Origin of the sequence: Streptomyces sp. NPDC047880, assembly GCF_040706515.1 — a bacterium.
Taxonomy (GTDB): Bacteria; Actinomycetota; Actinomycetes; order Streptomycetales; family Streptomycetaceae; genus Streptomyces.
The window spans coordinates 46,162-71,337 of sequence record NZ_JBEZOK010000030.1; the positions used below are offsets into that span (position 1 = coordinate 46,162).

25 protein-coding genes and 1 riboswitch are annotated in these 25,176 nt (G+C 71.5%); of the genes, 8 read left to right on the forward strand and 17 right to left on the reverse strand.

Annotated elements, in window-relative coordinates; all coding sequences use genetic code 11:
• Nucleotides 1-61: 61 nt before the first annotated feature.
• The 4 genes from AB0937_RS33115 (at nt 62) to AB0937_RS33130 (ending at nt 3,518) form a co-directional block, all read left to right on the forward strand.
• On the forward strand, nt 62-715 hold the full coding sequence (locus AB0937_RS33115; protein ID WP_366717035.1) for a hypothetical protein: 654 nt from the start codon (nt 62-64) through the stop codon (nt 713-715).
• Nucleotides 712-1,482 carry a glycerophosphodiester phosphodiesterase gene (locus tag AB0937_RS33120; RefSeq protein ID WP_366717037.1) on the forward strand — a complete coding sequence of 257 codons (771 nt, stop codon included), beginning with the start codon at nt 712-714 and terminating at the stop codon, nt 1,480-1,482. Before AB0937_RS33115 ends, AB0937_RS33120 begins: the two co-directional genes overlap by 4 nt.
• A gap of 48 nt (nt 1,483-1,530) precedes the next feature.
• Nucleotides 1,531-2,877 (forward strand): MFS transporter, encoded by a 1,347-nt coding sequence (locus tag AB0937_RS33125; protein ID WP_366717039.1) that lies wholly within the window; start codon nt 1,531-1,533, stop codon nt 2,875-2,877.
• 266 nt (nt 2,878-3,143) lie between these two features.
• Nucleotides 3,144-3,518 (forward strand): RNA polymerase-binding protein RbpA, encoded by a 375-nt coding sequence (locus AB0937_RS33130; RefSeq protein WP_030247095.1) that lies wholly within the window; start codon nt 3,144-3,146, stop codon nt 3,516-3,518.
• A 118-nt stretch (nt 3,519-3,636) separates the two neighbouring features.
• Here AB0937_RS33130 and fxsA read toward each other — a convergent pair whose 3' ends face one another.
• The 4 genes from fxsA to AB0937_RS33150 all read right to left on the reverse strand — a co-directional run bounded on the left by fxsA (nt 3,637) and on the right by AB0937_RS33150 (nt 7,873).
• Nucleotides 3,637-4,212, reverse strand: coding sequence for an FxsA family membrane protein (gene fxsA, locus AB0937_RS33135; protein ID WP_366717041.1), 576 nt, complete (start codon nt 4,210-4,212; stop codon nt 3,637-3,639).
• A gap of 88 nt (nt 4,213-4,300) precedes the next feature.
• The gene (locus AB0937_RS33140) at nt 4,301-5,104 is read right to left on the reverse strand and encodes a polyprenol monophosphomannose synthase (RefSeq protein ID WP_366717043.1); all 804 of its coding nucleotides are present in this window, start codon (nt 5,102-5,104) and stop codon (nt 4,301-4,303) included.
• A 535-nt stretch (nt 5,105-5,639) separates the two neighbouring features.
• A complete protein-coding gene (locus AB0937_RS33145) occupies nt 5,640-7,241 on the reverse strand; it encodes an amidohydrolase (protein WP_366717045.1) in 1,602 nt (533 codons plus the stop codon).
• A 191-nt stretch (nt 7,242-7,432) separates the two neighbouring features.
• On the reverse strand, nt 7,433-7,873 hold the full coding sequence (locus AB0937_RS33150; RefSeq protein WP_366717047.1) for an Lrp/AsnC family transcriptional regulator: 441 nt from the start codon (nt 7,871-7,873) through the stop codon (nt 7,433-7,435).
• 203 nt (nt 7,874-8,076) lie between these two features.
• On the opposite strand from AB0937_RS33150, the gene AB0937_RS33155 reads away from it, so the two are divergent.
• Nucleotides 8,077-8,511, forward strand: a complete 435-nt coding sequence (locus tag AB0937_RS33155) for a hypothetical protein (RefSeq protein WP_366717049.1) — start codon at nt 8,077-8,079, stop codon at nt 8,509-8,511.
• Nucleotides 8,512-8,888: 377 nt separating this feature from the next.
• On the opposite strand, the gene AB0937_RS33160 is transcribed toward AB0937_RS33155, so the two are convergent.
• Nucleotides 8,889-10,061 carry an acyl-CoA dehydrogenase family protein gene (locus AB0937_RS33160; RefSeq protein ID WP_366717051.1) on the reverse strand — a complete coding sequence of 391 codons (1,173 nt, stop codon included), beginning with the start codon at nt 10,059-10,061 and terminating at the stop codon, nt 8,889-8,891.
• A gap of 331 nt (nt 10,062-10,392) precedes the next feature.
• Between AB0937_RS33160 and AB0937_RS33165 the strand changes: the two genes are divergently transcribed.
• Nucleotides 10,393-11,658 carry a glycoside hydrolase family 18 protein gene (locus AB0937_RS33165; protein WP_366717053.1) on the forward strand — a complete coding sequence of 422 codons (1,266 nt, stop codon included), beginning with the start codon at nt 10,393-10,395 and terminating at the stop codon, nt 11,656-11,658.
• A gap of 48 nt (nt 11,659-11,706) precedes the next feature.
• Here the strand turns inward: AB0937_RS33165 and AB0937_RS33170 are convergent, their stop codons facing one another.
• The 3 genes from AB0937_RS33170 to AB0937_RS33180 all read right to left on the reverse strand — a co-directional run bounded on the left by AB0937_RS33170 (nt 11,707) and on the right by AB0937_RS33180 (nt 14,048).
• Nucleotides 11,707-12,363 carry a TetR/AcrR family transcriptional regulator gene (locus AB0937_RS33170; RefSeq protein ID WP_366717055.1) on the reverse strand — a complete coding sequence of 219 codons (657 nt, stop codon included), beginning with the start codon at nt 12,361-12,363 and terminating at the stop codon, nt 11,707-11,709.
• 75 nt (nt 12,364-12,438) lie between these two features.
• Nucleotides 12,439-12,579 (reverse strand): SCO1431 family membrane protein, encoded by a 141-nt coding sequence (locus tag AB0937_RS33175; protein WP_366717057.1) that lies wholly within the window; start codon nt 12,577-12,579, stop codon nt 12,439-12,441.
• Between the two features lie 89 nt (nt 12,580-12,668).
• Complete coding sequence (locus tag AB0937_RS33180; protein WP_366717059.1) at nt 12,669-14,048, reverse strand: peptidase C39 family protein; 1,380 nt, start codon at nt 14,046-14,048, stop codon at nt 12,669-12,671.
• A 222-nt stretch (nt 14,049-14,270) separates the two neighbouring features.
• Between AB0937_RS33180 and AB0937_RS33185 the strand changes: the two genes are divergently transcribed.
• Nucleotides 14,271-14,927 carry a hypothetical protein gene (locus tag AB0937_RS33185; RefSeq protein ID WP_366717061.1) on the forward strand — a complete coding sequence of 219 codons (657 nt, stop codon included), beginning with the start codon at nt 14,271-14,273 and terminating at the stop codon, nt 14,925-14,927.
• Between the two features lie 429 nt (nt 14,928-15,356).
• Nucleotides 15,357-17,213: an AAA family ATPase gene (locus tag AB0937_RS33190; RefSeq protein ID WP_366717063.1), complete on the forward strand. Its 1,857-nt coding sequence runs from the start codon at nt 15,357-15,359 to the stop codon at nt 17,211-17,213.
• A 145-nt stretch (nt 17,214-17,358) separates the two neighbouring features.
• Here AB0937_RS33190 and AB0937_RS33195 read toward each other — a convergent pair whose 3' ends face one another.
• From AB0937_RS33195 to AB0937_RS33235, 9 genes are all read right to left on the reverse strand, one after another.
• Nucleotides 17,359-18,435, reverse strand: a complete 1,077-nt coding sequence (locus AB0937_RS33195) for a hemolysin family protein (RefSeq protein WP_366717065.1) — start codon at nt 18,433-18,435, stop codon at nt 17,359-17,361.
• Entirely contained in the window at nt 18,432-19,766 is a 1,335-nt protein-coding gene (locus AB0937_RS33200; RefSeq protein WP_366717067.1) for a hemolysin family protein, read from the reverse strand. Before AB0937_RS33200 ends, AB0937_RS33195 begins: the two co-directional genes overlap by 4 nt.
• 248 nt (nt 19,767-20,014) lie before the next feature.
• A complete protein-coding gene (locus AB0937_RS33205) occupies nt 20,015-20,470 on the reverse strand; it encodes a PH domain-containing protein (protein ID WP_366717069.1) in 456 nt (151 codons plus the stop codon).
• A gap of 14 nt (nt 20,471-20,484) precedes the next feature.
• Nucleotides 20,485-21,333, reverse strand: coding sequence for an ATP phosphoribosyltransferase (hisG, locus tag AB0937_RS33210; RefSeq protein ID WP_185009028.1), 849 nt, complete (start codon nt 21,331-21,333; stop codon nt 20,485-20,487).
• A 45-nt stretch (nt 21,334-21,378) separates the two neighbouring features.
• Nucleotides 21,379-21,651 (reverse strand): phosphoribosyl-ATP diphosphatase, encoded by a 273-nt coding sequence (locus AB0937_RS33215; protein ID WP_019983911.1) that lies wholly within the window; start codon nt 21,649-21,651, stop codon nt 21,379-21,381.
• A 34-nt stretch (nt 21,652-21,685) separates the two neighbouring features.
• Nucleotides 21,686-22,171 (reverse strand): 6,7-dimethyl-8-ribityllumazine synthase, encoded by a 486-nt coding sequence (gene ribH / locus AB0937_RS33220; protein ID WP_185009030.1) that lies wholly within the window; start codon nt 22,169-22,171, stop codon nt 21,686-21,688.
• Between the two features lie 20 nt (nt 22,172-22,191).
• Nucleotides 22,192-23,481, reverse strand: coding sequence for a bifunctional 3,4-dihydroxy-2-butanone-4-phosphate synthase/GTP cyclohydrolase II (locus AB0937_RS33225; protein ID WP_366717072.1), 1,290 nt, complete (start codon nt 23,479-23,481; stop codon nt 22,192-22,194).
• Nucleotides 23,478-24,119, reverse strand: coding sequence for a nicotinamide mononucleotide transporter family protein (locus AB0937_RS33230; protein ID WP_366717074.1), 642 nt, complete (start codon nt 24,117-24,119; stop codon nt 23,478-23,480). Before AB0937_RS33230 ends, AB0937_RS33225 begins: the two co-directional genes overlap by 4 nt.
• A complete protein-coding gene (locus tag AB0937_RS33235; RefSeq protein ID WP_366717076.1) occupies nt 24,116-24,724 on the reverse strand; it encodes a riboflavin synthase in 609 nt (202 codons plus the stop codon). The genes AB0937_RS33230 and AB0937_RS33235 overlap by 4 nt, the downstream gene beginning before the upstream one ends.
• 145 nt (nt 24,725-24,869) lie before the next feature.
• A riboswitch (FMN riboswitch) is annotated at nt 24,870-25,000 on the reverse strand.
• Nucleotides 25,001-25,176: the final 176 nt, after the last annotated feature.

Here is a 25,176-nt window from a genome sequence, read left to right on the forward strand (position 1 = left end):
TCTCCATCCAAGCCACAGGGTGTCATGCATCAGTCCACTACCACCACAGGGGGGCACCATCATGTCCACGCGCGAGGGTCTCGCCCGGCGGCTCGTCCAGCTCTACGCCGGTCTCGCGCTGTACGGGGCGAGCTCGGCACTGCTCGTCCGGTCGGGGCTCGGGCTGGAGCCGTGGAACGTGCTGCACCAGGGTCTCGCCGAGCTGACCGGCCTGTCGATCGGCGTCGTCCTCACCCTGGTGGGCGCCCTGGTGCTGCTTGCCTGGATCCCGCTGCGTCAGCGGCCGGGCCTGGGCACGGTCTCCAACGTGCTCGTCATCGGCATGGCGATGGACGCGACGCTGGCCCTGGTGCCCGACGCGCACGGCGTGACGTCGCGCATCACGCTGATGGTGTCGGGGATCGTCCTGAACGGGGCGGCGACCGGCCTGTACATCGCGGCCCGCTTCGGGCCGGGCCCGCGCGACGGCATCATGACGGGGCTGCACCGGCTCACGGGCGTCTCGATCCGCCTGGTCCGCACGGGCATCGAGCTCACGGTCGTGGCGACCGGCTTCACCCTCGGCGGCACCGTCGGGATCGGCACCCTGCTGTACGCCCTGGCGATCGGCCCGCTCGCCCAGTTCTTCCTGCGCCTGTTCGCCGTCCCCGCGGCATCCGGCGGCAGCAGGGCCGTTGCCGCCGGTCAACCCCGAGGGGCGATACTGCGTCTGTGACCCCGCGGATACGCCATCCCTACCTCGACCATCCCGGCCCGATCGCCTTCGCCCACCGGGGAGGGGCCGCGGACGGCCTGGAGAACACGACGCGGCAGTTCCGGCGTGCCGTCGAGGCGGGTTACCGGTACATCGAGACCGACGTCCACACCACCCGGGACGGCAGGCTCGTCGCGTTCCACGACGCGACTCTGGACCGGGTGACGGATGGCGCGGGCCGCATCGCCGAGCTTCCGTGGCGCGACGTACGGCAGGCCCGCGTGGCGGGCGAGGAGCCGCTCCCCCTCTTCGAGGAACTCCTGGAGACCTTTCCCGACGTGCGCTGGAATGTGGACGTCAAGGCGGAGGCGGCCCTGCTGCCCTTCCTGGACCTGGTCGGGCGGACGAACTCCTGGGACCGGATCTGCCTCGGGTCGTTCTCCGAGGCGCGGGTGGTGCGCGCCCAGCGGCTGGCGGGCCCGCGCCTGGCCACGTCGTACGGCACGCGGGGCGTGCTCAACCTGCGGCTGCGCTCCTGGGGACTGCCGGCGGCGGTGCGCCGCTCCGCGGTGGCCGCGCAGGTGCCCGAGGTCCAGTCCGGCATCCAGGTCGTGGACCGGAGCTTCCTGCACGCCGCCCGCGCGCGCGGGCTCCAGGTGCACGTGTGGACCGTCAACGACGCCGAGACCATGCACCGGCTCCTCGACCTGGGCGTGGATGGCATCATGACCGATCACATCGGCACACTGCGCAAGGTCATGGAGGACCGCGGCGTCTGGGTCCCCTAGACGCCGGGCACGTCGCCTCCGCGCGCTCACGGGGAAGCGAGGGCACGGGTGGGCAACGACACCGTGCGGACACCACCGGCCGACGGGGCCGCGGAACTGAGACGCGAACAGCGCGGCTGGTACTTCTACGACTGGGCCTGCTCCGTCTACTCGACGAGCGTGCTCACCGTGTTCCTCGGCCCCTATCTGACCTCGGTCGCCAAGGCGGCCGCGGACCCGGACGGGTACGTCCACCCCCTGGGCATCCCGGTGCGCGCCGGGTCCTTCTTCGCCTACTCGGTGTCCCTGTCGGTGATCGTGGCCGTGCTGGTGATGCCCCTGGTGGGCGCCGCCGCCGACCGCACCGGCCGCAAGAAGCCCCTCCTCGCGGCCGCCGCCTACACCGGCGCCACGGCCACGGCGGCCATGTTCTTCCTGGACGGCGACCGCTATCTGCTGGGCGGGGCCCTGCTGGTCGTCGCCAACGCCGCGCAGTCCGTGGCGATGATGCTCTACAACTCCTACCTGCCGCAGATCGCCCCGCCCGACCAGCGGGACGCGGTGTCCTCCCGCGGCTGGGCCTTCGGCTACGCGGCGGGCGCGCTGGTCCTCGTGGCGAACCTGGTCCTCTACACCGGGCACGACCGCTTCGGCCTCTCCGAGAGCGCGGCGGTGCGCATCTGCCTGGCGTCGGCCGGTCTGTGGTGGGGCGCGTTCGCCCTCATCCCGCTGCGGCGGCTGCGCGATCGCCGGCCCGCCGGCCGGGAAGCGGCCCTTCCCGGCTTCCGGCAGCTGGCGGCGACCGTCCGCGACATGCGCCGCCATCCGCTGACGCTGGCCTTCCTGCTCGCGTACCTCGTCTACAACGACGGCATCCAGACGGTGATCTCCCAGGCCTCGGTCTACGGCTCCGAGGAGCTCGGCCTCGGCCAGTCCCCCCTCATCGGCGCCGTCCTGCTGGTGCAGGTGCTGGCGGTGGCGGGCGCGCTGGCCATGGGCCGGCTGGCCCGGACGTACGGGGCCAAGCGCACGATCCTGGGGTCGCTCGTCGCGTGGACGGCGACGCTGGCGGCCGGGTACTTCCTGCCGGCCGGGGCACCGGTGTGGTTCTTCGTCCTGGCCGCCGGGATCGGCCTGGTCCTCGGCGGCAGCCAGGCACTGTCCAGGTCCCTCTTCTCCCATCTCGTCCCGCCGGGCAAGGAGGCCGAATACTTCTCGGCGTACGAGATGAGCGACCGCGGGATGAGCTGGCTGGGGCCGCTGCTGTTCGGGGTGACCTACCAGCTGACGGGGAGCTACCGGGACGCGATCGTCTCGCTGGTGGCGTTCTTCGTGCTCGGATTCGCCCTGCTCGCCCGGGTTCCGGTGCGGCGTGCGATCGGCGAAGCGGGGAATCCGGTTCCTGACAGGATTTAGCACTCGGAGCGAAAGGGCTGTAGTGTACGCGTTTGGCCTGCCAGGCGTACCGTTACTGCGCGTCAAAGATGCCGAAACGCTGGGTTAGATCTGTTATCAGATGTGACAAACCGGGCGCTGGTGGGTACAACAAGGGCGGCTACGACGGCGACGCATGACCCGGAACGGGACTCGGAACGGGAATCTTTACCGCCGACCGGACGTTGACCGGATGACGACGACAGCGACACCTGTCCTGTGGGCGACAAGCCCGGGAGGCACGATTCATGAGTGAGCGAGCTCTTCGCGGCACGCGCCTCGTGGTGACCAGCTACGAGACGGACCGCGGCATCGACCTGGCCCCGCGCCAGGCCGTGGAGTACGCATGCGAGAAGGGGCACCGGTTCGAGATGCCCTTCTCGGTCGAGGCGGAGATCCCGCCGGAGTGGGAGTGCAAGGTCTGTGGGGCCCAGGCACTCCTCGTGGACGGCGATGTCCCTGAAGAGAAGAAGGGCAAGCCCGCGCGTACGCATTGGGACATGCTGATGGAGCGGCGCACCCGTGAGGAACTCGAAGAGGTCCTCGAGGAGCGCCTGGCGGTGCTGCGTTCCGGCGCGATGAACATCGCTGTTCATCCCCGTGACAGCCGCAAGTCGGCATAGTCCTGCCAGGGCCTGGCCCGAACAACAGCGCATCAGAAGACCGCGGGCGCCGTACGAGAAGTACGGCGCCCGCGGTCTTCGGTGCGTCCGGCGCGCGGTGCGCGCAGACAGGAACGGCTCAGTGCGTCAGTGGCGGGCGCGGTGGCTGGGGAGTGTCGCCCGGCTCGTCCTTGATGACCTCGCCCTGGACGACCTTGCCGTCGGGCCGGTGGATGCGGGCCTGCTGGAAGGCACCGCCGAGGGAGCCCGCGCCGGCCTCCCGGAGTTTGCGCTCGAACGTGCGCTCCGCCGAGCGGCTCACGATCTTCTGGACCGGCGGCAGCAGCAGGAGCAGGCCCACCGCGTCCGACGCCAGACCCGGGATCATCAGCAGCAGGCCGCCCAGCATCATCAGGCCGTTGCCCTCGCTCTCGGGCCTGGCCGCTTCGGGCATCACGCCACTCTGCTGCTGTTGCAGCGCCTCGGAGAGCTTACGGAAGGCCCGTCGTCCGGCGCGCTTGATGACGACCGCGCCGAGGACGAGACCCGCCAGCAGGACGAGGAGGACCACCAGCCCGCTGGTCGCCCCCGCGACCAGCGTGAGCAGCCAGATCTCCAGCACGAGCCACGCTGCGACGCCCAGCGGCAGGAACGTACGCAGCCGGGAGCGCTTGGGCGGGGCAGGAGGCAGCGGGGTCTGGGCGCCAGTCGTCATGCCTCCAGTGTGCCTGGCCCAGGCTCAGCGCGGGATAAGGCCGCCATCAGCTGTTTCTGTGAGCGGCCGCCCCGTGAGCGGCGCGCGCTCACGCCGTCGAGGACTTGCCGCCGCGTCCCGTGACCTTGCCGACCCGCTCCCCCACGCCCCACGCCGTGACGCGCCACAGCGCCTCGACGAGGATGTCCCGGCTCATCTTGGAATCGCCGAGTTCGCGCTCGACGAACGTGATGGGCACCTCGATCACGTGGTAGCCGGCCCTGACCGCGCGGCGGGCCAGGTCGACCTGGAAGCAGTAGCCCTGGGAGGCGACCTCGTCGAGGCCGAGCCCCTCCAGGGTCTCGCGGCGGAAGGCGCGGTAGCCGCCGGTGATGTCGCGCAGCGGCAGATCGAGCGCCAGCCGGCTGTAGAGGCTGCCGCCCCGGGAGATCACCTCGCGGGACTTCGGCCAGTTCACCACCCGGCCGCCCGGCACCCAGCGGGAGCCCAGCACCAGGTCGGCACTCTTGAGGGCGGTGAGCAGACGGGGCAGTTCCTCGGGCTGGTGGGAGCCGTCGGCGTCCATCTCGATCAGCACGCCGTAGTCGCGCTCGAGGCCCCAGCGGAAGCCCGCGAGGTAGGCGGCGCCCAGGCCTTCCTTGCCCTTGCGGTGCAGCACGTGGACCTGGTCGTCCTCGACGGCCAGTTCGTCGGCCAGCTTGCCCGTGCCGTCCGGGCTGTTGTCGTCGGCCACGAGTACGTGCACCTCGGGGACGGCCTTGCGTACCCGGCCGACGATGCTCTTGATGTTCTCCGCCTCGTTGTAGGTCGGGATGATCACCAAGGCCGTGCCGAGCGGGCCGAACTTCCTCACCTGGGCTTCTCCCGCGAGGGTTCCGTCGCCGTCGTTCACTGCTGCCCCTTCATGTTCATACGCAGGGGTCCACCATAGTGGGCCCGGCCTGCGATGACGTGACAGGACGTTCGAATCGTGGTGCCGAATCCGAAAGACGGGGGTAACAGCGCGCACCCCGGGGGCGGACGTGCGGCGGATGGGGGCCCGGCGCCCTTCGGGCCGACCTGGGATCCGCTGGCTGCGGATCGACCGAAAGCCGTTGTCTACTGAGCGCGCGGGCCCCACCCGGGTCACACCTCCCCGACCGGCCGGAACGTTCCCTCGGCGCTGCGCCGGCCTGAGCCTGGCTCCCAGTGACGGTGCCCCGGTGCGGCACACCGTCCCTGACCCGGCGGCGCCGCGGCGAGTGCTCGGACGTTCCCCGGTCGGGCGTCCGGTGGTGGACTCGGCCGAACCTACCGGCCTCCTGCGGCCGCCTGTCAACAGCCGTTCGACCTGCGCATCTCGCGTCAAAGCCCTGGTCAGGGCCGAGGATACGCAGGTCGCGCGACGGGGGCGCGGCGCGCGACTTCATGCGCGCCACCCCCGTAGATCACTCGCCCGGCCCTACGAAGACCGTGCGTCCGCCCACCACGGTGCGCAGACAGACGGGCAGGTCGCGCCCCGGAGTGAGGTCGGGCAGACCGGGGGTGCCGGAGCGGGGATCCGTCGACCAGCGGGCGACGCGGTCGTCCGGGGCCTGGACGACGAGTTCGCCGGTGCGCCAGACGGCGTAGTCGGCGGGGGCGCCCGGGACCAGAACGCCCGCGTCGTCCCGTCCGACGGCCCGCCAGCCGCCGCGCGTGTGCGCCGTGAACGCGGCGCGCACGGAGACGCGGTGCTCCGGGGTGCGGTGGAAGGCGGCGGCCCGGACCGTGCCCCACGGGTCGAGCGGGGTCACGGGGCTGTCGGAGCCGAAGGCGAGCGGGACACCGGCGCGCAGCAGGGCCGCGAAGGGGTTCAGACCGCGTGCCCGCTCCGCTCCCAGACGCCGTGCGTACATGCCCTCCTCGCCGCCCCACAGGGCGTCGAATGCGGGCTGCACCGAGGCCGTGAGGCCGAGCTCGGCGAAGGCGGCGACCCCTTCCGGGGTGAGCATCTCGGCGTGTTCGACGCGGTGCCGGGCGGCCCGGACCCTGGCGAGCCCGACCTTCTCGGCGGCCGCGCGCACACCCTCCACCACGGAGTCCACGGCCGCGTCGCCGATGGCGTGGAAACCGGCTTGCAGGCCCGCCTCGGTGCAGGCCACGACGTGCGCCGCGACCGCATCGGCGTCCAGGTAGGCGATGCCGGTGTGCGCGGCGTCGGCGTACGGCTGGTGCAGACAGGCCGTGTGCGAGCCGAGGGCGCCGTCGACGAACAGGTCTCCCGCGGCGCCGGTCGCGCCCAGTTCCCTCGCCTTGGCTACGTCCTGCTCGGCCCAGTAGCCGACGACACGCGGCCCGGGCTCCTCCCCCGCGAGGCGCAGCAGGCCGGTGAAGTCGTTCTCGGAGGAGATCTCCGGCCCGGCGCACTCGTGGAGCGTGCCGATGCCGAGCGACGCGGCGTGCGCGAGCGCGACGCGCTGCGCCTCGGTGCGCTGCCGGGGCGTCACGGCCGCGAACGCGGCGGCCCGCACGGCGTGGTGGGCGTCGGCGGTGAGCGGTCCGTCCACCCGGGCGACGTCGGGCACCAGATCGAGCAGGGCGGTGCTCACGACCGCCGAGTGGACGTCGATCCGGCTGAGGTAGAGGGGCCGGTGTCCGGTGGCCTCGTCGAGTTCGGCGCGCGTCGGGGGCCGGCCTCCGGGCCAGCGGGCCGCGTCCCAGCCGTGCCCGAGCAGCACCCGGTCGTCCGGGCGGGCGGCGGCGAAGTCCCTGACGAGGGAGAGGGCGGCCTCCAGCGTGGGGGCGCCGGAGAGGTCGAGCCCGGTCAGGGCCAGGCCGGTGGCAGTCGTGTGCACATGCGCATCGGTGAACGCCGGGGTGACCAGCGCCCCGTCCAGGTCGACCACCTCGTCGACCCCGTCCGCGAAACCGTCGGCGGCCCCTTCGGATCCCACCCAGGCGATCTGTCCCCGCTCCACGACCATCGCGGTGGCGAAGGGGTCGGCGGGGCTGTGGACCTCTCCACGGCGGAGAAGAACGGTTCTGGGCGGGGCGGTGGACTCACTCATGCAGCACAGTCTCACAGGGACGGGGGCGACTCCTGAACCAGGGGCGCGGGGACCGGCGTGGTCGACCCCGCACGACCCGCACACCCGGCATGACCCGCATGAACCGCACGACCCGCGACCCGCACCCCCTCGCACGGCCCGCACACCTCGCACGACCGCCGCGCGCACGACCCGCAGGCGATAACCGGCGCTCAGATCAGCGGCGGCCGCGCCTCGTACGGTGTGGACAGCACCACCGTCGTCCGCGTCGACACCCCCGCCAGCGACCGCACCCGCGCCAGCAGCTCCTCCAGCTCGTGCGGCGTCGCGACCCGCACCTTCAGGATGTAGTTCTCGTCGCCGGCGACACTGTGGCACGCCTCGATCTCCGGCACGCCGGCCAGCCGGTCCGCGATGTCGTCCGGTGCGCTGGGGTCGAACGGTTTCACCGAGATGAACGCCGTCATCGGCAGCCCCACGGCCTCAGGGTCGACGACGGCGGCATAGCCCCGGATGACGCCCCGCTGCTCCAGCCGCCGCACCCGCTGATGCACGGCCGACGTGGACAGCCCCGTGGCCTTGCCCAGGTCGGTGTAGCTCATCCGCCCGTCCTTGACGAGCAGCTGCACGATCTGTCGGTCCAGCTCCTCCATGGCGCAAGAACCTACAGTGCGGTTGATCTCCTCGGACACCCGAGGAGCCCAGGAGGGCATCTGCGCAGGGCATGTGACGAACGCCACAGGCCTCGAACAGTCTCCGTGATGTTCTCGTGATTACCGCCCAGGGGGGACGGGAAGTGCTTGCTGTGGCCGAGGCCGCAGTGCCTGTGACGGCCCAGTCCGAGGGGGAGATCCCAATGCAGAGTCTTAAGCGCCCTGGTCGCACCGCACCCAAGCGGCAGCAGCTCGTCGTCGAGCCCGAGCCGGAGGGCGTCGAACCCGACGTCTTCGACGACGAACTCGACGCCTACGACACGTTCGAGATGTTCCGGGTCGTCTGCCCGGACTGCGCGCAGCCCATCGCCCTGCTGGCGGACGAGGAAGTGCTGCCGGAGCACGCGATGTGCGCCTCGCCGTGGAACCCCTTCGGGCTCACCGTCTGCGCCGGAACCGGCCGCAGGGCCACGGACGCCCGCCCCGCGGACGAGTCCGTGGAACCCCAGGAGCAGGACACCGCACTGCTGCTGACGCTCCCTCAGGGGCTCGACTGGCGGACCCAGCCCTTCTCGCACGTCGGCGGCCCGGGGTCACGCCCCATCAGGGTTCCTGTCTTGCGCCGCCAGGCGGCCTGAGCGCGGACTCTCATCGCCCGCCCGCCCCACCCCCGTAGCTGCCCCGCACCACGGCCCGCAGACCGCCGTGGTGCGGTTCAGTGTGCGCGCGGCCGCGCGCGGCACTGAACGAACGCCCGATTCCACCTTCCGGTGACCTGTCCGGGGTTTGCCGCGTTGCCCTGGCATGACCCCCATCTCCTCAGCGACAGGGCGTCAGCGCCTCCTGTACGTCCCGCCGCCCGCAGAATCGGTTCGGCCGACTCCGCCCCGCTACCAGGACCCGCCGATCTACCGCGACTTGATGCGCACGTGGGCCGACGGCGGCCGCACCCTCCCGGGCCGGCACGACCCGGAGTGGATGCGGCTCTCAGCCCCCTGGCGGGGCCTCGACCAGTTCAGCGTCCCTCTGGACCGACGAGATGACGGGCGATGACCATCCGCTGGATCTGGTTGGTGCCCTCCACGATCTGCAGCACCTTGGCCTCGCGCATGTAGCGCTCGGCCGGGAAGTCGGCGGTGTAGCCGTAGCCGCCGAGGATCTGCACGGCGTCGGTGGTGACCCGCATCGCCGTGTCGGTGCAGTGCAGCTTGGCCATGGCGGCCTGCTTCGCGAACGGCCGGCCCGCGTCCTTCAGCCGTGCCGCCGCGAGGTAGAGCGCACGCCCGGCCTCGATCTGGGTGGCCATGTCGGCAAGCATGAAGCGCAGTCCCTGGAAGTCGGCGATCGGCTTGCCGAACTGGCGCCTCTCGGCCGCGTAGGCCACCGCCTCGTCGAGCGCGGCCTGCGCCACGCCGATCGCGCACGCCGAGATGCCGAGCCGCCCCGAGTCGAGCGACGACAGGGCGATCGCGAAACCCTGCCCCTCCTCGCCGATGCGCCGGTCGTCGGGGATCCGGACGCCGTCGAAGTGCACCTGGGCGGTGGGCGAGCCCTTCATGCCCATCTTCTTCTCGGGCACCGCGGCGCTCACGCCCGCCGCGTCTCCCGGCACCAGGAAGGCCGTGATCCCGCGCGGCCCCTCCTCGCCGGTGCGGGCCATGACCGTGTAGAAATCGGCGATCCCGCCATGGGTGATCCAGGACTTGGTGCCGGTGATCACCCAGTCGTCGCCGTCGCGCACGGCCTTGGTGCGCAGGGCCGCCGCGTCCGATCCGGAGTGCGGCTCGGAGAGGCAGTAGGCACCGAGCAGGCCGCCGCCGAGCATCGCCGGCAGGTGCTCGACCTGCTGCTCCTTGGTGCCGTAGGCGGCGAGGGCGTAGGAGGCCAGGGAGTGCACGCTGACCCCGAGGCCGACGGTGAGGCGGGCCGCGGCGAGTTCCTCCAGGACCTGGAGATAGACCTCGTAGGGCTGGTCGCCACCCCCGTACTCGGAGTCGTACGGCAGGCCGAGCAGCCCGGAGCGGGAGAGCAGTGTGAACAGCTCACGCGGGAAGCGGCCGGCGTCCTCCTCCTCGGCCGCCTTCGGGGTGATCTCCTGCTGCGCGATGTCGCGCACGAGCGAGATCAGGTCCCGGGCCTCCTCCGTGGGCAGTTGTCGGTCCACCGGCTGCGGGGCGCGGTCGGGCATGGCGACGCTCTCCTCCCTGTCGGGCACTGGCGGACGGGCCCATGGGTGGGGGCGACGCCGCCGGGTCGTTCTGGTGCCTGGCCGATGCTTGCAGTCCCGGGTCTCGGAAGCTGCTGACCAGCGGCTGTGCGCTGTGAGTATGCCCGATCGGAGGCATCGAGTCACCAGTTAACGACCGCTTACTTCAAGAAATGGCCGACTGCGTCCGGGGCGGCGAAATTGGTCCGCACCATTGACCAACTGGTCTAGTCCTCCTACTGTTTCGCTCCACCGATTCACCGCGTTCATGCCAATCGGCGCGCGTTCCCCTCTCCCCACGAGGAGACACCGGATGCACACCCCCCACCGTTCCCGCTTCCGGACCATCCTGTCCGCGGCCTGTTGCGCCGCCCTCGGCGCCGGCCTGCTGGCCGGCGCGGGCACCTCCGCCACCGCGGCGACCTCGGCTCAGGAGGCCGCCGCAGCATCGAAGGCCGCTCCCCGGGCCGAGGCCGCCGGATCCAAGGTCATCGGGTACTTCACCGAATGGGGCACCTACGACCGCAAGTACTACGTCAAGAACATCGAGACGTCCGGATCGGGCGGCAAACTCACCCACATCAACTACGCCTTCGGCAACGTCACCGGCGGCAGGTGCGCCATGGGCGACGGCTACGCCGCCACCGACCGGGCCTACACCGCCGCCGAGTCCGTCGACGGCAGGGCCGACACCTGGGACCAGCCGCTGCGCGGCAATTTCAACCAGCTGCGCAAGCTGAAGCAGAAGCACCCGAACCTCAAGGTCCTGTGGTCCTTCGGCGGCTGGACCTGGTCGGGCGGCTTCGGCGAGGCCGCGAGGAACCCGGCCGCCTTCGCCCAGTCCTGCTACGACCTCGTCGAGAACTCCAAGTGGGCCGACGTCTTCGACGGCATCGACATCGACTGGGAGTACCCGAACAGCTGCGGCGCCACCTGCGACACCAGCGGCAAGGCGGCCTTCCGCACCCTCATGCAGGCGCTGCGGGCCAAGTTCGGCGCGCGGAACCTCGTGACCGCGGCGATCACCGCCGACGCCACTCCGGGCGGCAAGATCGACGCGGCGGACTACGCGGGCGCCGCCCAGTACGTCGACTGGTACAACCCGATGACGTACGACTTCTTCGGCGCCTGGGACGCCACCGGCCCCACGGCCCCCCACTCGCCACTGACCTCGTACCCCGGCATTCCCAAGGCGGACTACCACAGCTCGGCGACCATCGCCAAGCTCAAGGGCCTCGGCATCCCCGCCTCGAAGCTGCTGCTCGGCATCGGCTTCTACGGCCGCGGCTGGACCGGCGTCACCCAGGCGGCCCCCGGCGGCACCGCGACCGGCCCGGCGGCGGGCACGTACGAGCAGGGCATCGAGGACTACAAGGTGCTCAGGACCAGGTGCCCGGCGACGGGGACGGTGGCCGGCACGGCGTACGCCAAGTGCGGTGCCAACTGGTGGAGTTACGACACCCCCGCGACCATCGGCACGAAGATGGACTACAAGAACCGGCAAGGCCTGGGCGGCACGTTCTTCTGGGAGCTGAGCGGCGACACGGCGAACGGCGAGCTGATCAGGGCGATCAGGTAGGAGACCGCCACAAGGGCGGAGGGCCTGCGGCGGCCTTCCGCCCCTCGCTCACAGGACCCGGCGCGCGGGTTGCGGCGCCGAGTGGGCGGGGTCGAGTTCCTCGATCGCGCGCAGGGCACCGCCGAGGGTCTTCACCAGCAGCTCGCACATGGTGTCCCGGGCCAGCTCGGGACGGTCGATCCATTCGAGCGTGGCACCCTCGACGCCGCACACCCAGGACAGCAGGCCCATCCGGGCCAGCGGGGTGATGTCGGCACGGCCGTACGCGCCCTCGGCGATGGTGGTCACGACGGCCTCGCGCACTCCGTCACGAATGGCGTGCACCTCGGTGTCGAAGCCGACGCCGCCGCTCACGATCGTGCGGTACGCGGCATGGTTGTGTTCGGCGTAGCGCAGATAGCTGTCGATGGTGCGCTGGACCCGGTCGACCGGGGGCAGTTCCAGACCGCTCGCCGCGAGGGTCAGCAGCTCGGCGACCGAGTCCTGCACGATGGCCAGGTAGTAGCCGCGCTTGGACTGGAAGTAGTAGTAGATCAGCCCCTTGGCGACGTGCGCCTGCCGGGCGATGTCGTCCATCGACAGGGCGTCGTAGGACGTGTCGGCGAACAACCTCCGCCCGATGGCGATGAGTTCGGCACGGCGCGCCATCGAGCGCTCGGTGCCGCGGGCTCTGGGGCGCGCGGCAGGCTGGGGACTGATATTCAATTTCGACCCTGGTCTCAACGGGCGGGGTGGGACCTCCGCAGTATGGCAGGCCTCACCCCTGGGCCGTGGGTCAGGTCACAGCAGCCCGAGCCGGGTCACGAGCATCGCGACGACCACGACGAGGATCCAGCCCAGGACGTGCTCGACGATCTTCGGGCCGTCGTCCCGGGGGCCGCCGGTGCGGGCGCGGAGGGCGGTGGCTGACTGTGCGGTCATGGCTGCTCACTGGGTAGCTGGTGCGGACGGACTCCCCCCGGAGTCCGTCCACCTTGCCAGCCGAGGCGGCCTCGCGGCCGTAAGGCCGGTCACACGCGGACGCCGACCGCCGCCAGTGCCTTGCGCTGGGCCGCGCTCGGGCGCGCCGGGAAGTAGAGGTAGCAGACGCCGCCGGTGCCCGAGACCACCTTGCCTGAGGCGTTGTACCTCTTGGTCCTGAGCCAGATGTTCTCCCATTCGCGCCGCCGGTAGACGCGCCGCACGGCCTCGTTGGTCGCCGAGAACGGATCGTTGGCGATCACGTCGCCGTCGGCCGTGAAGCCGACGACGGTCATCAGGTGCCCGGCGGTGCCGTACCCGGCGCCGGTCAGCTCCTCCTTCAGGAACGACTGGGACGTTATGGCCGGGATGCCCGCAGCGATCAGCGTCTCCAGGTCGGCGAGGGAGGCGAGCCGGGTGACGACGCCCTGCAGGTCCTTGAACGTGGCCGCGTACGCGGCGTTGAACGGCCAGTTGCCACACCCCGCGTACTGGTAGTCGTAGGTGAAACGGGCCGCGTGGCACACCTGCGGGTCGGCGTACGCGGGATCGACCCAGTCCAGTTGTTCCCCGGTGAGCCGGCCGCCCCAGTACTCGATGATCATCTGGGAGGAGGTCGGGCTGCACCAGGCCTCGCCGCCGTTGTCGTACTCGGGGTACTGGCCCTTGTGGATCTCCTGCGAGTAGCGCGGCACGGCCAGTTCCTTGACGAGGCCGGGCCGGGAGGCCGGGACGGTGAACCGGTCGGGCACGTCGGAGCCCATGACGCCGAGCCGCCACACCGTGGGGGTGAGCTTGGTGCCGGGCTTGCGGTAGAGGGTCAGGCGCAGCCGGCAGGAGGCGAGGCGCAGGCCGCTGGACGGGTCGTCGATCGCGAGCGTGTCGGTCCAGACACTGCTCCTGTCGTCGCTCTGGCCGTCGACCGACGTGCGCCGGATGTCCCGGTCGCCGGCCGCCCAGCGGCCCATGACGTACCAGGGCGTGCTGGAGCCGTCCGTGTAGGTGCCCTTGATCTCGACTTGGATCCAGGTGCCGGCGGGGGTGCGGGCGTTCCAGGAGACGATCGCCTCGGTGGCGGGGACGGCGAGCCGGTGGACGGGCGACGTCCAGGTGCCGTACTCCCAGGCGGCGGTTTTGCCGGTGTGCGGGTCCGTGTACCGGACCGTCCCGGCGGCCTTCGCGATCACCACACCCGGGCGGGTGCCCGCCACGGCCCGGGTGCCCTTCGCCGTGCCGCCGGACCAGTCGCCGTACGAGAACCAGGAGCGGTTGCCGACGGTGCGGGCCGGGACCGCCCGGGCGGGGTCGGCGGTGTCGGTCGTCATCGGAGCCTCGGGGTCGGCTGCCGCCGGGCCCGCGCCCGCGGTGACGGCGGCGGCCACCGCGGCGGCCAGGACGGTTCTGCGGGACGGCTGTTCAGCTCTGCGCATGGCGGGGCCCCCGGATGTCGGAGTCGGGCAGGTGCGGGACAGGTCCGCGCACGGCGGTCATATCCGTGCGTGCGCCACATATGAGCACAGCCCGCCCCGTCCTGCCAGCACTTCGACGCGCGCCGCGCCCACCAATATTGGCGTCGACCAGTGGCACCCGGGGCGGACCCGCCGGCCTGCGGCATCCGCGGGGCGGACGCCCTCGTTAGAGTGCTGAGCGAGATGAATCCGCCCTTCCGCCCCGCGCCGGGCCCCGCCGTCCGTGATCTGGCCGCCCGGATCCGCCGCCTGGCCCCCTCCTGCGGCCCGGTCCGGCTCATCGGCGTCGACGGGCACGCCGGATCCGGGAAGAGCACGTTCGCCACAGAGTTGGCCGCGGCGCTGGGCGGTGTGCCGGTACTGCGCCTCGACGACGTCGCGAGCCACGACGCGTTGTTCGACTGGACCGGACGCCTGCTGGACCAGGTCGTCGAACCGTTCGCCCGGGGCCGCACCGCGCACTACGCCCCCTACGACTGGAGGGCCCGCCGTTTCGGCTCCCCGCGCCCGCTCCCGCCCGCGCCGGTGGTCCTCGTCGAGGGCGTCGGTGCGGGACGAAGGGCGTTGCGCGCGCACCTGGCCCTGCTGCTGTGGATGGAGCTGCCGTGCGAGGAGGCCTGGGCGCGGGGCCGCTCACGGGACGGGGAGGAACAGCGGGAGTTCTGGGACGGGTGGGTCCCGGCGGAACGCCGGCATTTCACCGACGACCCCTCGCGGCCCTTCGCCGACCTCCTGGTACGGCAGCGGGACGAGGGATACGAGGTGCTCGCGGGACCTGCCGGGACGGTTGGCACGGACCAGCCCCTCACGCACGGTGACGGACCGCCCGCTGTGTGCTGAACTTGTGAAAGGCCTTGCGGGGCATCTTGCCGGAGTGCTCCAACTCGGCTTGACCGCTGGGCCGTACAGGTCTTACGTTCTCAATGAGCGGCATCGGAGCCGCCCACAGACGCGAAGCCCCCGGTTGTTCCCCCGTGATCGGGGGCTTCGTTCTGTCTTCTTCCGGATTTCCGGCCGCCGCCGGGCGCCGAGCGCTCACCCAGCGTCACCGCGCACGCGTCCGCCGCATCCGCTCCCACCTCGCCGAACGCCCCGTGAGGCACCCTACGGGGGCGCCGCCCCCGCGGGTACGATGCCCTCGTTGCGACCTGCGGACGGTTGCTTCGGCACGGTGCAACTCCGGTCCGTGGCACAGCGGTTCGAGCAGGGCAGCCGGCTGGGGGACGGCTCGTTGGCATACCGACGGGGGCACGGTTTGTGGGGGACGTGATGGACTTCGGCACGCAGGGCCCACAGGCCCCGGCCGACCTCGCATGGCTGCGAGGCGTGGACGCCTACACCATGGGCGCGTATCCGCAGGCGGAGGAGGAGTTCCGGGCCGCCGTGCGGATGGACTCCGGGATGGCCGACGGCTGGCTGGGACTGCACGCGCTGCGCGTGGACACCACGACCGCGCTGCTGCGGATGTTCCGGCACCGGGACCGCTTCGGCGAGCAGCGCACCCGCTACCGCCGTGCCCTCAACTCCTGGTACTGGCTGGGCTGGTGGGTGCAGCCGGTGCTGGAGAGCCCCCGTGATCTGCTGCTCGCGCACGCCTCCCACTGGCTGGACGGCCGGCACGTCCCCGAGCTGGACCGGGCCCTCGCGGGGCTGCCGCCCGTGGACACCGACCACCAGGTCCGCTTCCTGCACTCCTGCCGCGCCTATCTGGTCAAGGACTGGGAGCAACTGGTCCGCCACACCGACCCCCTGCTCGACGACCCGATGCTCGGCATCGAGGCGGGCCTGTTCGGCGGCATGGCCCGGGTGCGCCTGGAGATGTACGGCCAGGCCGAACCCCTGCTGTCGGCCGCGCTGATGCGCTGCCGCAGCGAGCAGCCCCAGCGCAAGGAGCTGCGCTACTGGCTGGCCCGGGCGCACGAGGGCACCGGCCGCAGCGCCGCCGCCCTGCCCCTGTACCGGGCGGTGCACCGCGTCGACCCCGCCTTCATGGACACCTCCGCCCGGCTCGCCGCCATCGCCGAGGGCGACGGGTACGACGACGCCACCGACCTCGCGGCGATCACGCTCACCGGCGCGGGTCAGGACGCCGTGGACGGGCCGGACGCATTCGACCCGCTCTTCGGTCCGGAAGGGCGCGATCTGCGACTGCCCGATCCCGAGCCGCCGATCGCTCCCCTGCCGCCGGTGGCGGGCCCGCCGTTCCGCGAGCGGAGCGGCCCCGCTCCTTCCCTGCCCGCCGGACCCACCGACCCTGCGTTACTGGAGGAGGCGCTCGCCGAGCTCGAACGCATGGTGGGTCTGGAGCCGGTGAAACGCCAGGTCAAGGCGTTGTCGGCGCAGCTGAACATGGCCCGGCTGCGCGCCGGGCAGGGCCTGCCGGTCCAGCCGCCGAAACGCCACTTCGTCTTCTCCGGCCCCTCCGGCACCGGCAAGACCACCGTCGCCCGCATCCTGGGCCGGGTCTTCTACGCCCTCGGACTGCTCGGCGGCGACCACCTGGTGGAGGCGCAGCGGGCCGACCTGGTCGGGGAGTACCTCGGGCAGACGGCCGTGAAGGCGAACGAACTGATCGACTCGGCCCTCGGGGGTGTCCTCTTCGTCGACGAGGCCTACTCCCTGTCCAACTCGGGCTACGGCAAGGGGGACGCGTACGGCGACGAGGCTCTGCAGGTGCTGCTGAAGCGGGCGGAGGACAACCGGGACCACCTGGTGGTGATCCTGGCCGGCTATCCGGAGGGCATGGACCGCCTGCTCGCCGCGAACCCCGGGCTGTCGTCCCGCTTCACCACCCGCGTCGACTTCCCCTCGTACCGGCCGCTCGAACTCACCGAGATCGGCAAGGTGCTCGCGGCCGGGAACGGCGACCTGTGGGACGAGGAGGCCCTCGACGAGCTGCGGTCCATCGCCGGGCACGTGGTGGACCAGGGGTGGATCGACGAGCTGGGCAACGGGCGGTTCCTGCGGACACTGTACGAGAAGAGCTGCGCGTACCGGGATCTGCGGCTGTCCGTGTACCCCGGGGCGCTGGGGCGGGACGATCTGGCGACGCTGCGGTTGCCGGATCTGATGCAGGCGTACGGAGAGGTGCTGTCGGGGCGGGGGCCCCAGGATCCGTCGGCGTGAGTTCATCGGCCGCGGGCCGGTGGGACCGGTCGCGCAGTTCCCCGCGGCCCCGGACAGGTGGGCGCGGCTCGCCTGCCTTCACGGCACCCACCCAGGGGCGCGGGGGAACTGCGCGACCAGCCCCCACGCGCCCGCAGCTGCGGTGCTAGGTCGCCAGCACCTCTTCACCGGACCTCGGCTCGGTCAGCCTCACCTCGCGCACCTGCCGGTGCGCGGGATCCCGCACCTCCCCCACCAGCAGCTCCAGCACGTCCTCCAGGGCGACGAGGCCCAGCACCTTCCCCGACCCGTCCGCGACCTGCGCCAGATGCGTCGCCGCGCGCCGCATCACCGTCAGCGCGTCGTCCAACGGCAGCTCGGACCGCAGGGTCGTCATGGGGCGCCACAGGTGCTGCGGCACGGCCCGGTCCGAGTCCTCCAGGTCGAGGACGTCCTTGACGTGCAGGTAGCCCATGAACGCGCCGTTGTCGGCGGCGACCGGGAACCGGGAGTAGCCGGTGCGGGCCGTGAGCTCCACGATCCGCCCGGGGGTGACCGACGGGCTGACCGTCACCAGCGACTCCCGCTTGAGCAGGACGTCCGTCACCGGGCGGGAGCCCAGTTCCAGGGCGTCCTCCAGGCGTTCGGCCTCCTCCGGGTCGAGCAGACCCGCCTGGCCTGCGTCCTCCACCAGCCGGTTGAGCTGTTCGCTGGTGAAGACGGCCTCGACCTCGTCCTTGGGTTCGACGTGGAAGAGCCGCAGGATGCCCTGGGAGACCGCGCCGAGGGCGGCGGTGATCGGCTTGCAGAAGCGGGCGAACCAGACCAGGCCGGGGCTGAGCCACAGCGCGACCTTCTCGGGGGCCGCCATCGCCAGGTTCTTCGGGACCATCTCGCCGATGACGAGGTGGAAGAAGACCACGGCGGCGAGGGCGATGACGTAGGTCAGCGGGTGGATCATGCCGTGCGGCAGGTGGATCCACTCGAAGACCGGCTCGAGCAGGTGCGCGACCGTCGGTTCGGCGACCGCGCCCAGGGTCAGCGAGCAGACGGTGATGCCGAACTGGGCCGCCGCCATCATCTGCGGAAGCCGCTCCAGCCCGTAGAGGACCTGCCGGGAGCGGGCCGTGCCGAGCGGTTCGATCTGGCTGCGGCGTACGGAGACGAGCGCGAACTCGGCGCCGACGAAGAAGCCGTTGGCGAGCACGAGCAGCGCGGCGAAGAGAAGCTGGAGCACGCTCATCGGACGGCCTCCGCCATGGAGACCATCGGGGCGGTCCGCACCAGCCGGATCCGCTCCGCGCGGTAGTGGCCGACCTGGCGCACCGACAGCCGCCAGCCGGGCAGTTCCGTCTTGTCGCCGACGGCCGGGATACGGCCCAGCAGGTCGGCGATCAGGCCCGCGACGGTCTCGTAGGGGCCCTCGGGCACCTCGAGGCCTATGCGCTGCAGGACGTCGACGCGGCAGCTGCCGTCGACGTCCCAGGCGGGCTTGCCGTCCTCCGGCGGCGCGGCGGCCAGCTCGGGCAGGTCGTGTCCGTCGTGCTCGTCGCGGACCTCGCCGACGATCTCCTCGACGATGTCCTCCAGCGTGACGACACCGGCGGTGCCGCCGTACTCGTCGACGACGACCGCGATGGGCTGCTCGCTGCGCAGGCGGGTGAGGAGCGGCCGGACGGGCAGCGTCTCGGGGACGAGCAGCGCCGGGCGTGCGATGCGGCCGACGGGGGTGCGCAGCCGGTCCTGGACGGGCACGGCCAGGGCGTCCTTGAGGTGGGCCATGCCGACGACCTCGTCGATCTTCTCCCGGTAGACGGGGAAGCGGGACAGGCCGGTGGCGCGGGTCAGGTTGACGACGTCCTCGGCGGTGGCGGAGGACTGCAGGGCGCTGACCTTCACGCGCGGCGTCATCACGTGCTGTGCGGTGAGCTCGCCCAGCGACAGGGTGCGGACGAACAGGTCGGCCGTGTCCTGTTCCAGGGCGCCGGCCAGGGCCGAGTGGCGGGCCAGGGAGACGAGTTCGCCGGGGGTGCGGGCGGAGGCCAGCTCCTCGGCGGGCTCGATGCCCAGGGCGCGCACGAGCCGGTTCGCGACGGCGTTGAGGCCGGCGATGACCGGCCGGAACAGCCGGGCGAAGACGTGCTGCGGGCCCGCGACGAAGCGGGCGACCTGCAGCGGCCGGGACACCGCCCAGTTCTTGGGCAGCAGCTCGCCGATCACCATCTGCACGGCGGAGGCCAGCAGCATGCCGACCACGACCGTGACACCGGAGACGGCGCCCTCGGGGATGCCGATCGCGGTGAACGGGCCGTGCAGCAGCCGGGCGAGCGCCGGTTCGGCGAGCATGCCGACGACGAGGGAGGTGATGGTGATGCCGAGCTGGGTGCCGGAGAGCTGGAAGGACAGTTCCTTGAGCGATTCCACGACACGCTGGGCGCGCCGGTCGCCCTCGGCGGCGGCCTTCTCGGCCTCGGGCCGCTCGACCGTCACGAGTCCGAATTCGGCCGCCACGAAGAATCCGTTGGCGAGGATCAGCAGGAACGCGGCTGCGAGGAGCAGCAGGGGGGTGGTCATGATGCCGCCGCCTCCGCACGGTCGTGGACCTCGAACACGGGGTCCGCGCTATGTCGGCAGGGGGCGGCGCAGGTACTGCAGGACGATCCGTCCATCGCCGGAGAGGGTCACTCCTCGGTTAGCAGGTGGCCCCGTCGCGCCGGGCGGTGCGGCAGGGGCGAAGGCGCGTCCGTTCGCGCCTCCGCCCAACAGATTAATCAAGACACCGCCCGGTAGGGCAGTGGCGACCGGCGTGAGCTTCCCCCGGGTCAGCCCCGGTGTCCCTCGGGGTCCGCCGCGGAACGGGCCTCGACGAGGGCCCGCAGGGCACGGGCGTCGGCGATGGCGCGCTGCTTGGCGAGGCCCGGCTGGATGCCCAGAGCAGGCAGGCTGGTGCCGTCGCTGAGGTTGAGGAACACCCAGGGGTCGCCGGGCCGGAGGGTCACCTGGAGGATCTCCGCCCACTCCAGCCGGCGCTTGTTCGTGAGATTGACGACAGTCACGCCGTCCTCGTCGACGGCGACCTTGGGCCGCGCCAGCAGGAGCAGCACGGCGTCCAGCAGGAGCGCCGTGAAGACGAAGCTGGCCCGCTCGCCGGGGCTGAGCTGCTTCAGCAGCATCGCGACGGCCGTGATCACGACGAAGATCGCGACGGCCGCGGTCAGCAGCACCACGCGGGTGCTGCCCGGCCGGAACGTGACGGGCAGGGTGGGCAGATCGGACATCTCGCGTACGCCCCTCAGAGACGGCAGGCGTGGATGGCCGTGGTCAGGATGGCCCGGGCGCCGATGTCGTACAGGTCGTCCATGATCCGCTGGGCTTCCTTGGCCGGGACCATCGCCCGGACGGCGACCCAGCCCTCGTTGTGCAGCGGGGAGACGGTCGGGGACTCCAGGCCGGGCGTGAGGGCGACGGCCTTCTCCAACTGCTCGACACGGCAGTCGTAGTCCATCATCACGTACGTCCGGGCGACCAGGACGCCCTGGAGGCGGCGCAGGAACTGCTGCACCTTGGGGTCGTCGGCGTCCGCGCCGGTGCGGCGGATCACGACGGCCTCGGACTGCATGATCGGCTCGCCGGCGACCTCCAGGCCCGCGTTGCGCAGCGAGGTCCCGGTCTCGACGACGTCGGCGATGACCTGGGCGACGCCGAGCTGGATGGCGGTCTCGACGGCACCGTCGAGGTGGACGACGGAGGCGTCGATGCCGTGTTCGGCGAGGTGGGCCGCGACGATGCCCTCGTAGGAGGTGGCGATCGTCTTGCCCGTCAGGTCCGCCAGGCCGCCGATCGTGCCGGGCTTGGTGGCGTAGCGGAAGGTGGAGCGGGCGAAGCCGAGGGCGAGGATCTCCTCGGCTTCGGCGCCGGAGTCGATGAGCAGGTCCCGGCCGGTGAGGCCGATGTCCAGCTGCCCGGAGGCGACGTAGATCGCGATGTCGCGGGGGCGGAGGTAGAAGAACTCGACCTCGTTCACCGGGTCGACGATCCGCAGTTCCTTGGACTCGCGGCGCTGCTGGTAGCCGGCCTCATGCAGCATCTCCGCCGCAGGGCCGGACAGGGAACCCTTGTTGGGGACGGCGATGCGCAGCATGAGGTCGGCTTCCTTTGCGTGGTGTGGGACGGGAACGGGTGCGGCTCAGAGGTGGGCGTAGACGTCGTCGAGGGAGATGCCGCGGGCGACCATCATCACCTGGACGTGGTACAGCAGCTGCGAGATCTCCTCGGCGGCGGCTTCCTTGCCCTCGTACTCGGCGGCCATCCACACCTCGGCGGCCTCTTCGACGACCTTCTTGCCGATGGCGTGGACGCCCTTGCCGACCAGTTCTGCGGTGCGGGAAGTGGCGGGGTCGCCCTGGGCGGCCTTGTGCTGGAGCTCGGTGAAGAGCTCCTCGAACGTCTTCTTGGACATGGTGACGCTCAGCCTATGCCACACCCGCCTTCCGTCAGCGCCAGGGTTCGGATACTGAGCGGAGGGTGGCCGCGGTCGCCACCGCCGCCGTCACCGCCTCGTGCCCCTTGTCCTCGTTCGAGCCCTCGATTCCGGCGCGGTCCAGGGCCTGCTCCTCGGTGTCGCAGGTCAGCACGCCGAAGCCGACGGGGACGCCGGTGTCGACGGAGACCTGGGTGAGGCCCTGGGTCACGCCCTGGCACACGTACTCGAAGTGGGGGGTTCCGCCGCGGATGACGACGCCGAGGGCGACGATCGCGTCGTAGCCGCGGCCGGCGAGGACCTTGGCGACGACCGGGAGCTCCCAGCTGCCGGGGACCCTGAGCAGGGTCGGCTCGTCGATGCCCAGGTCGTGCAGGGCGCGCAGGGCGCCGTCGACCAGGCCGTTCATCACCTTCTCGTGCCACTGTGCCGCGATGACGGCGACCCGGAGGTCACCCACATTGCGTACGGACAGCTCCGGTGCACCCTTGCCGCTCACGTTGCTCCCTCTGTGCTCTCTTACTGGTTGCCGCAGGCCGGCACGGTGGTCGTGTCCAGCCAGGGCAGGTCGTGGCCCATCCGGTCCCGCTTGGTGCGCAGGTAGCGGAGGTTGTGCTCGCCGGCGTTCACGGGCATCGGCACGCGGGCCTTGACCGCGATGCCGTGGCGGACGAGCGCGTCGGTCTTGTCGGGGTTGTTGGTCAGCAGGCGGACGCCGCGCACGCCGAGGTCGGCGAGGATCTGCGCGCCTGCCGCGTAGTCGCGGGCGTCGGCGGGCAGGCCGAGTTCGAGGTTGGCGTCGAGGGTGTCGCGACCGCGTTCCTGGAGTTCGTAGGCGCGCAGCTTGGACATCAGGCCGATGCCGCGGCCCTCGTGTCCGCGCAGGTAGACCACGACGCCCCGGCCCTCCTCCTGGATGCGGGCGAGGGAGGCGTCGAGCTGGGGGCCGCAGTCGCAGCGGGCCGAGCCGAAGACGTCGCCGGTGAGGCATTCGGAGTGGACGCGGACGAGGACGTCCTGGCCGTCGCCGATCTCGCCGTGCACCAGGGCGACGTGTTCGACGCCGTCGACGATGGAGCGGTAGCCGTGGGCCGTGAAGGTGCCGTGGGCGGTGGGCAGTTGGGTCCTGGCCTCGCGGCGGACGGTGGGCTCGCTGCTGCGGCGGTAGGCGATCAGGTCCTCGATGGAGATGATCGTCAGGCCGTGCTTGCGCGCGAAGGGGATCAGCTCGGGCAGGCGCAGCATCGTGCCGTCCTCGCCTGCGATCTCGACGATGGCTCCGGCCGGGCGCAGGCCCGCGAGGCGGGCGAGGTCGACGGCGGCCTCGGTGTGGCCGTTGCGGGTGAGGACGCCGCCGGGCCGGGCGCGCAGCGGGAAGATGTGGCCCGGGCGGACGAAGTCGCGGGGTTCGGAGACCCCGTCGGCGAGCAGCCGGAGGGTGGTGGCGCGGTCGGAGGCGGAGATACCGGTGCTCACGCCGTGCGCGGCGGAGGCGTCGACGGAGACCGTGAACGCGGTCTTCATCGACTCGGTGTTGTCATCGACCATCTGCGGGAGCTTCAGCCGGTCCAGTTCGTCGCCCTCCATGGGGGCGCAGATCAGGCCGCGGCACTCGCTCATCATGAAGGCGACGATCTCGGGAGTGGCCTTCTCCGCGGCGATGACGAGGTCGCCCTCGTTCTCCCGGTCCTCGTCGTCGACGACCACGACGGGGCGGCCGACCGCGATGTCGGCGATGGCCTGCTCCACGGGGTCGAGCGTGAAGTGCTCGACGTCGTCGGTGCTGTACAGGGCGGTTGTGGCGCTCATGCCGGCGCTCCTTCCAGGGTGGGCCGCGCGGCCAGCCGCGAGCGCAGCCACCAGTCGCGCAGGCCCCACAGGACGAGCGCGCCGTAGATGACGTAGACGAAGCCGGAGAAGGCGTAGCCGTTGGCGAAGTTGAGGGGGACGCCGACGAGGTCGACGAGGAGCCAGGCGAACCAGAACTCGACCATGCCGCGGGCCTGGGCGTACATGGCGACGATGGTGCCGACGAAGATGTACGCGTCCGGCCAGGGGTCCCAGGACAGGGTCGGGTACGCCGTGAAGAGCACCGCCACCGCGACCGTGCCGACGGCGGCCGCCGCGACCATGGCCGCGCGCTCGCGCCAGGTGGCGAACCGGACGGCGATGTGGCCGTCTTCTCCCTGTCCCTTGCCGCGCTGCCACTGCCACCAGCCGTACAGGGCGACGATCATGACGACCGCCTGCTTGCCCGCGCTGCCGGTGAGGTGGCCGAAGAAGGCGCCGAAGAGAATGAGGCCGGCCAGGAACTGCACGGGCCAGGTCCAGATGGAACGCCGCCAGCCGAGGGCGAGGGCGGCCAGGCCGAAGAGGTTGCCGACCATGTCGGACCAGAGGATGTGCTGCCCGAAGAGGACGAACGCCTCGGAGTTCAGCGTGTTCACCGGCCGGCCTCCTGTGCGCGGTCGCCCAGCATCCGCTCGACGTACTTGGCGATGACGTCCACTTCGAGGTTGACCGGGTCGCCGGGCTGCTTGTGGCCGAGCGTGGTCAGGTCGAGGGTGGTGGGGATGAGGCTGACCGTGAAGTGGTCGGGGCCGGCGTCGACGACGGTGAGGCTGATGCCGTCGACGGTGATGGAGCCCTTCTCGACGACGTACCGGGTGAGGTCCGCGGGCAGGGAGATCTTCACGATCTCCCAGTTCTCGGAGGGCTTGCGCTCCAGGATCTCGCCGGTGCCGTCCACGTGGCCCTGCACGATGTGCCCGCCGAGGCGTTCGCCGACGGCCATGGGGCGTTCGAGGTTGACGCGGGAGCCGGCCTTCAGGGCGCCGAGGCTGGAGCGGTTCAGGGTCTCGGCCATGACGTCGGCCGTGAACTCGTCGCCCTCGTGGTCGACGACCGTGAGGCACACCCCGTTCACGGCGATCGAGTCGCCGTGCTTGGCGCCTTGGGTGACGACCGGTCCTCGCAGGCGGAATCGACAGGCGTCGTCGAGGGTCTCGACGGCGGTGACCTCGCCCAGCTCTTCGACGATTCCGGTGAACACTTCCCGGGTCCTCCTGCCTCTTCGGGCACGGACTCCGGGGCTGTCGATGACGACAGAAATCACGAGCAGGGACACCGGGGACTACGCCGGACGGAGCCCGTCACGACGGACGGACTTCTCGGCGGCGCGCACGAATGCCCGCTCGCCGCGCACTGCCTCCCATCCGGACTTTAACCGTCGGTCCAGGAATTTCACCTGGTCAACCGGCCGCTGGAGGCGACCGGGTCGCGGACTGTAACCGCCGGTTCGGACTTTCACCGACCCCGGAGTGCGCTGCTACTGGTACAGGGCCAGTGTGCCACGCCTGATCGACGTGCAAAGAGGCGAAGCGTGTGGGCTGCCTCACAGAACGTGTCGCCCCCCTTCCCCAGCGCGACAGGCGCCCCAACTGCCGCACCGGCCCACCCTCTTGCGACCCGGGGTATTGGTACACACCTATTGACGATGTGGTC

Coding starts and splice junctions, on each gene's coding strand:
- AB0937_RS33115 (WP_366717035.1), top strand. CDS start 62: ATGTCCACGCGCGAGGGTCTCGCCCGGCGGCTCGTCCAGCTCTACGCC.
- AB0937_RS33130 (WP_030247095.1), top strand. CDS start 3,144: ATGAGTGAGCGAGCTCTTCGCGGCACGCGCCTCGTGGTGACCAGCTAC.
- fxsA (WP_366717041.1), bottom strand. CDS start 4,212: ATGACGACTGGCGCCCAGACCCCGCTGCCTCCTGCCCCGCCCAAGCGC.
- AB0937_RS33145 (WP_366717045.1), bottom strand. CDS start 7,241: ATGAGTGAGTCCACCGCCCCGCCCAGAACCGTTCTTCTCCGCCGTGGA.
- AB0937_RS33150 (WP_366717047.1), bottom strand. CDS start 7,873: ATGGAGGAGCTGGACCGACAGATCGTGCAGCTGCTCGTCAAGGACGGG.
- AB0937_RS33155 (WP_366717049.1), top strand. CDS start 8,077: ATGCAGAGTCTTAAGCGCCCTGGTCGCACCGCACCCAAGCGGCAGCAG.
- AB0937_RS33160 (WP_366717051.1), bottom strand. CDS start 10,061: ATGCCCGACCGCGCCCCGCAGCCGGTGGACCGACAACTGCCCACGGAG.
- AB0937_RS33165 (WP_366717053.1), top strand. CDS start 10,393: ATGCACACCCCCCACCGTTCCCGCTTCCGGACCATCCTGTCCGCGGCC.
- AB0937_RS33175 (WP_366717057.1), bottom strand. CDS start 12,579: ATGACCGCACAGTCAGCCACCGCCCTCCGCGCCCGCACCGGCGGCCCC.
- AB0937_RS33180 (WP_366717059.1), bottom strand. CDS start 14,048: ATGCGCAGAGCTGAACAGCCGTCCCGCAGAACCGTCCTGGCCGCCGCG.
- AB0937_RS33185 (WP_366717061.1), top strand. CDS start 14,271: ATGAATCCGCCCTTCCGCCCCGCGCCGGGCCCCGCCGTCCGTGATCTG.
- AB0937_RS33190 (WP_366717063.1), top strand. CDS start 15,357: ATGGACTTCGGCACGCAGGGCCCACAGGCCCCGGCCGACCTCGCATGG.
- AB0937_RS33195 (WP_366717065.1), bottom strand. CDS start 18,435: ATGAGCGTGCTCCAGCTTCTCTTCGCCGCGCTGCTCGTGCTCGCCAAC.
- AB0937_RS33200 (WP_366717067.1), bottom strand. CDS start 19,766: ATGACCACCCCCCTGCTGCTCCTCGCAGCCGCGTTCCTGCTGATCCTC.
- AB0937_RS33205 (WP_366717069.1), bottom strand. CDS start 20,470: ATGTCCGATCTGCCCACCCTGCCCGTCACGTTCCGGCCGGGCAGCACC.
- hisG (WP_185009028.1), bottom strand. CDS start 21,333: ATGCTGCGCATCGCCGTCCCCAACAAGGGTTCCCTGTCCGGCCCTGCG.
- AB0937_RS33215 (WP_019983911.1), bottom strand. CDS start 21,651: ATGTCCAAGAAGACGTTCGAGGAGCTCTTCACCGAGCTCCAGCACAAG.
- AB0937_RS33225 (WP_366717072.1), bottom strand. CDS start 23,481: ATGAGCGCCACAACCGCCCTGTACAGCACCGACGACGTCGAGCACTTC.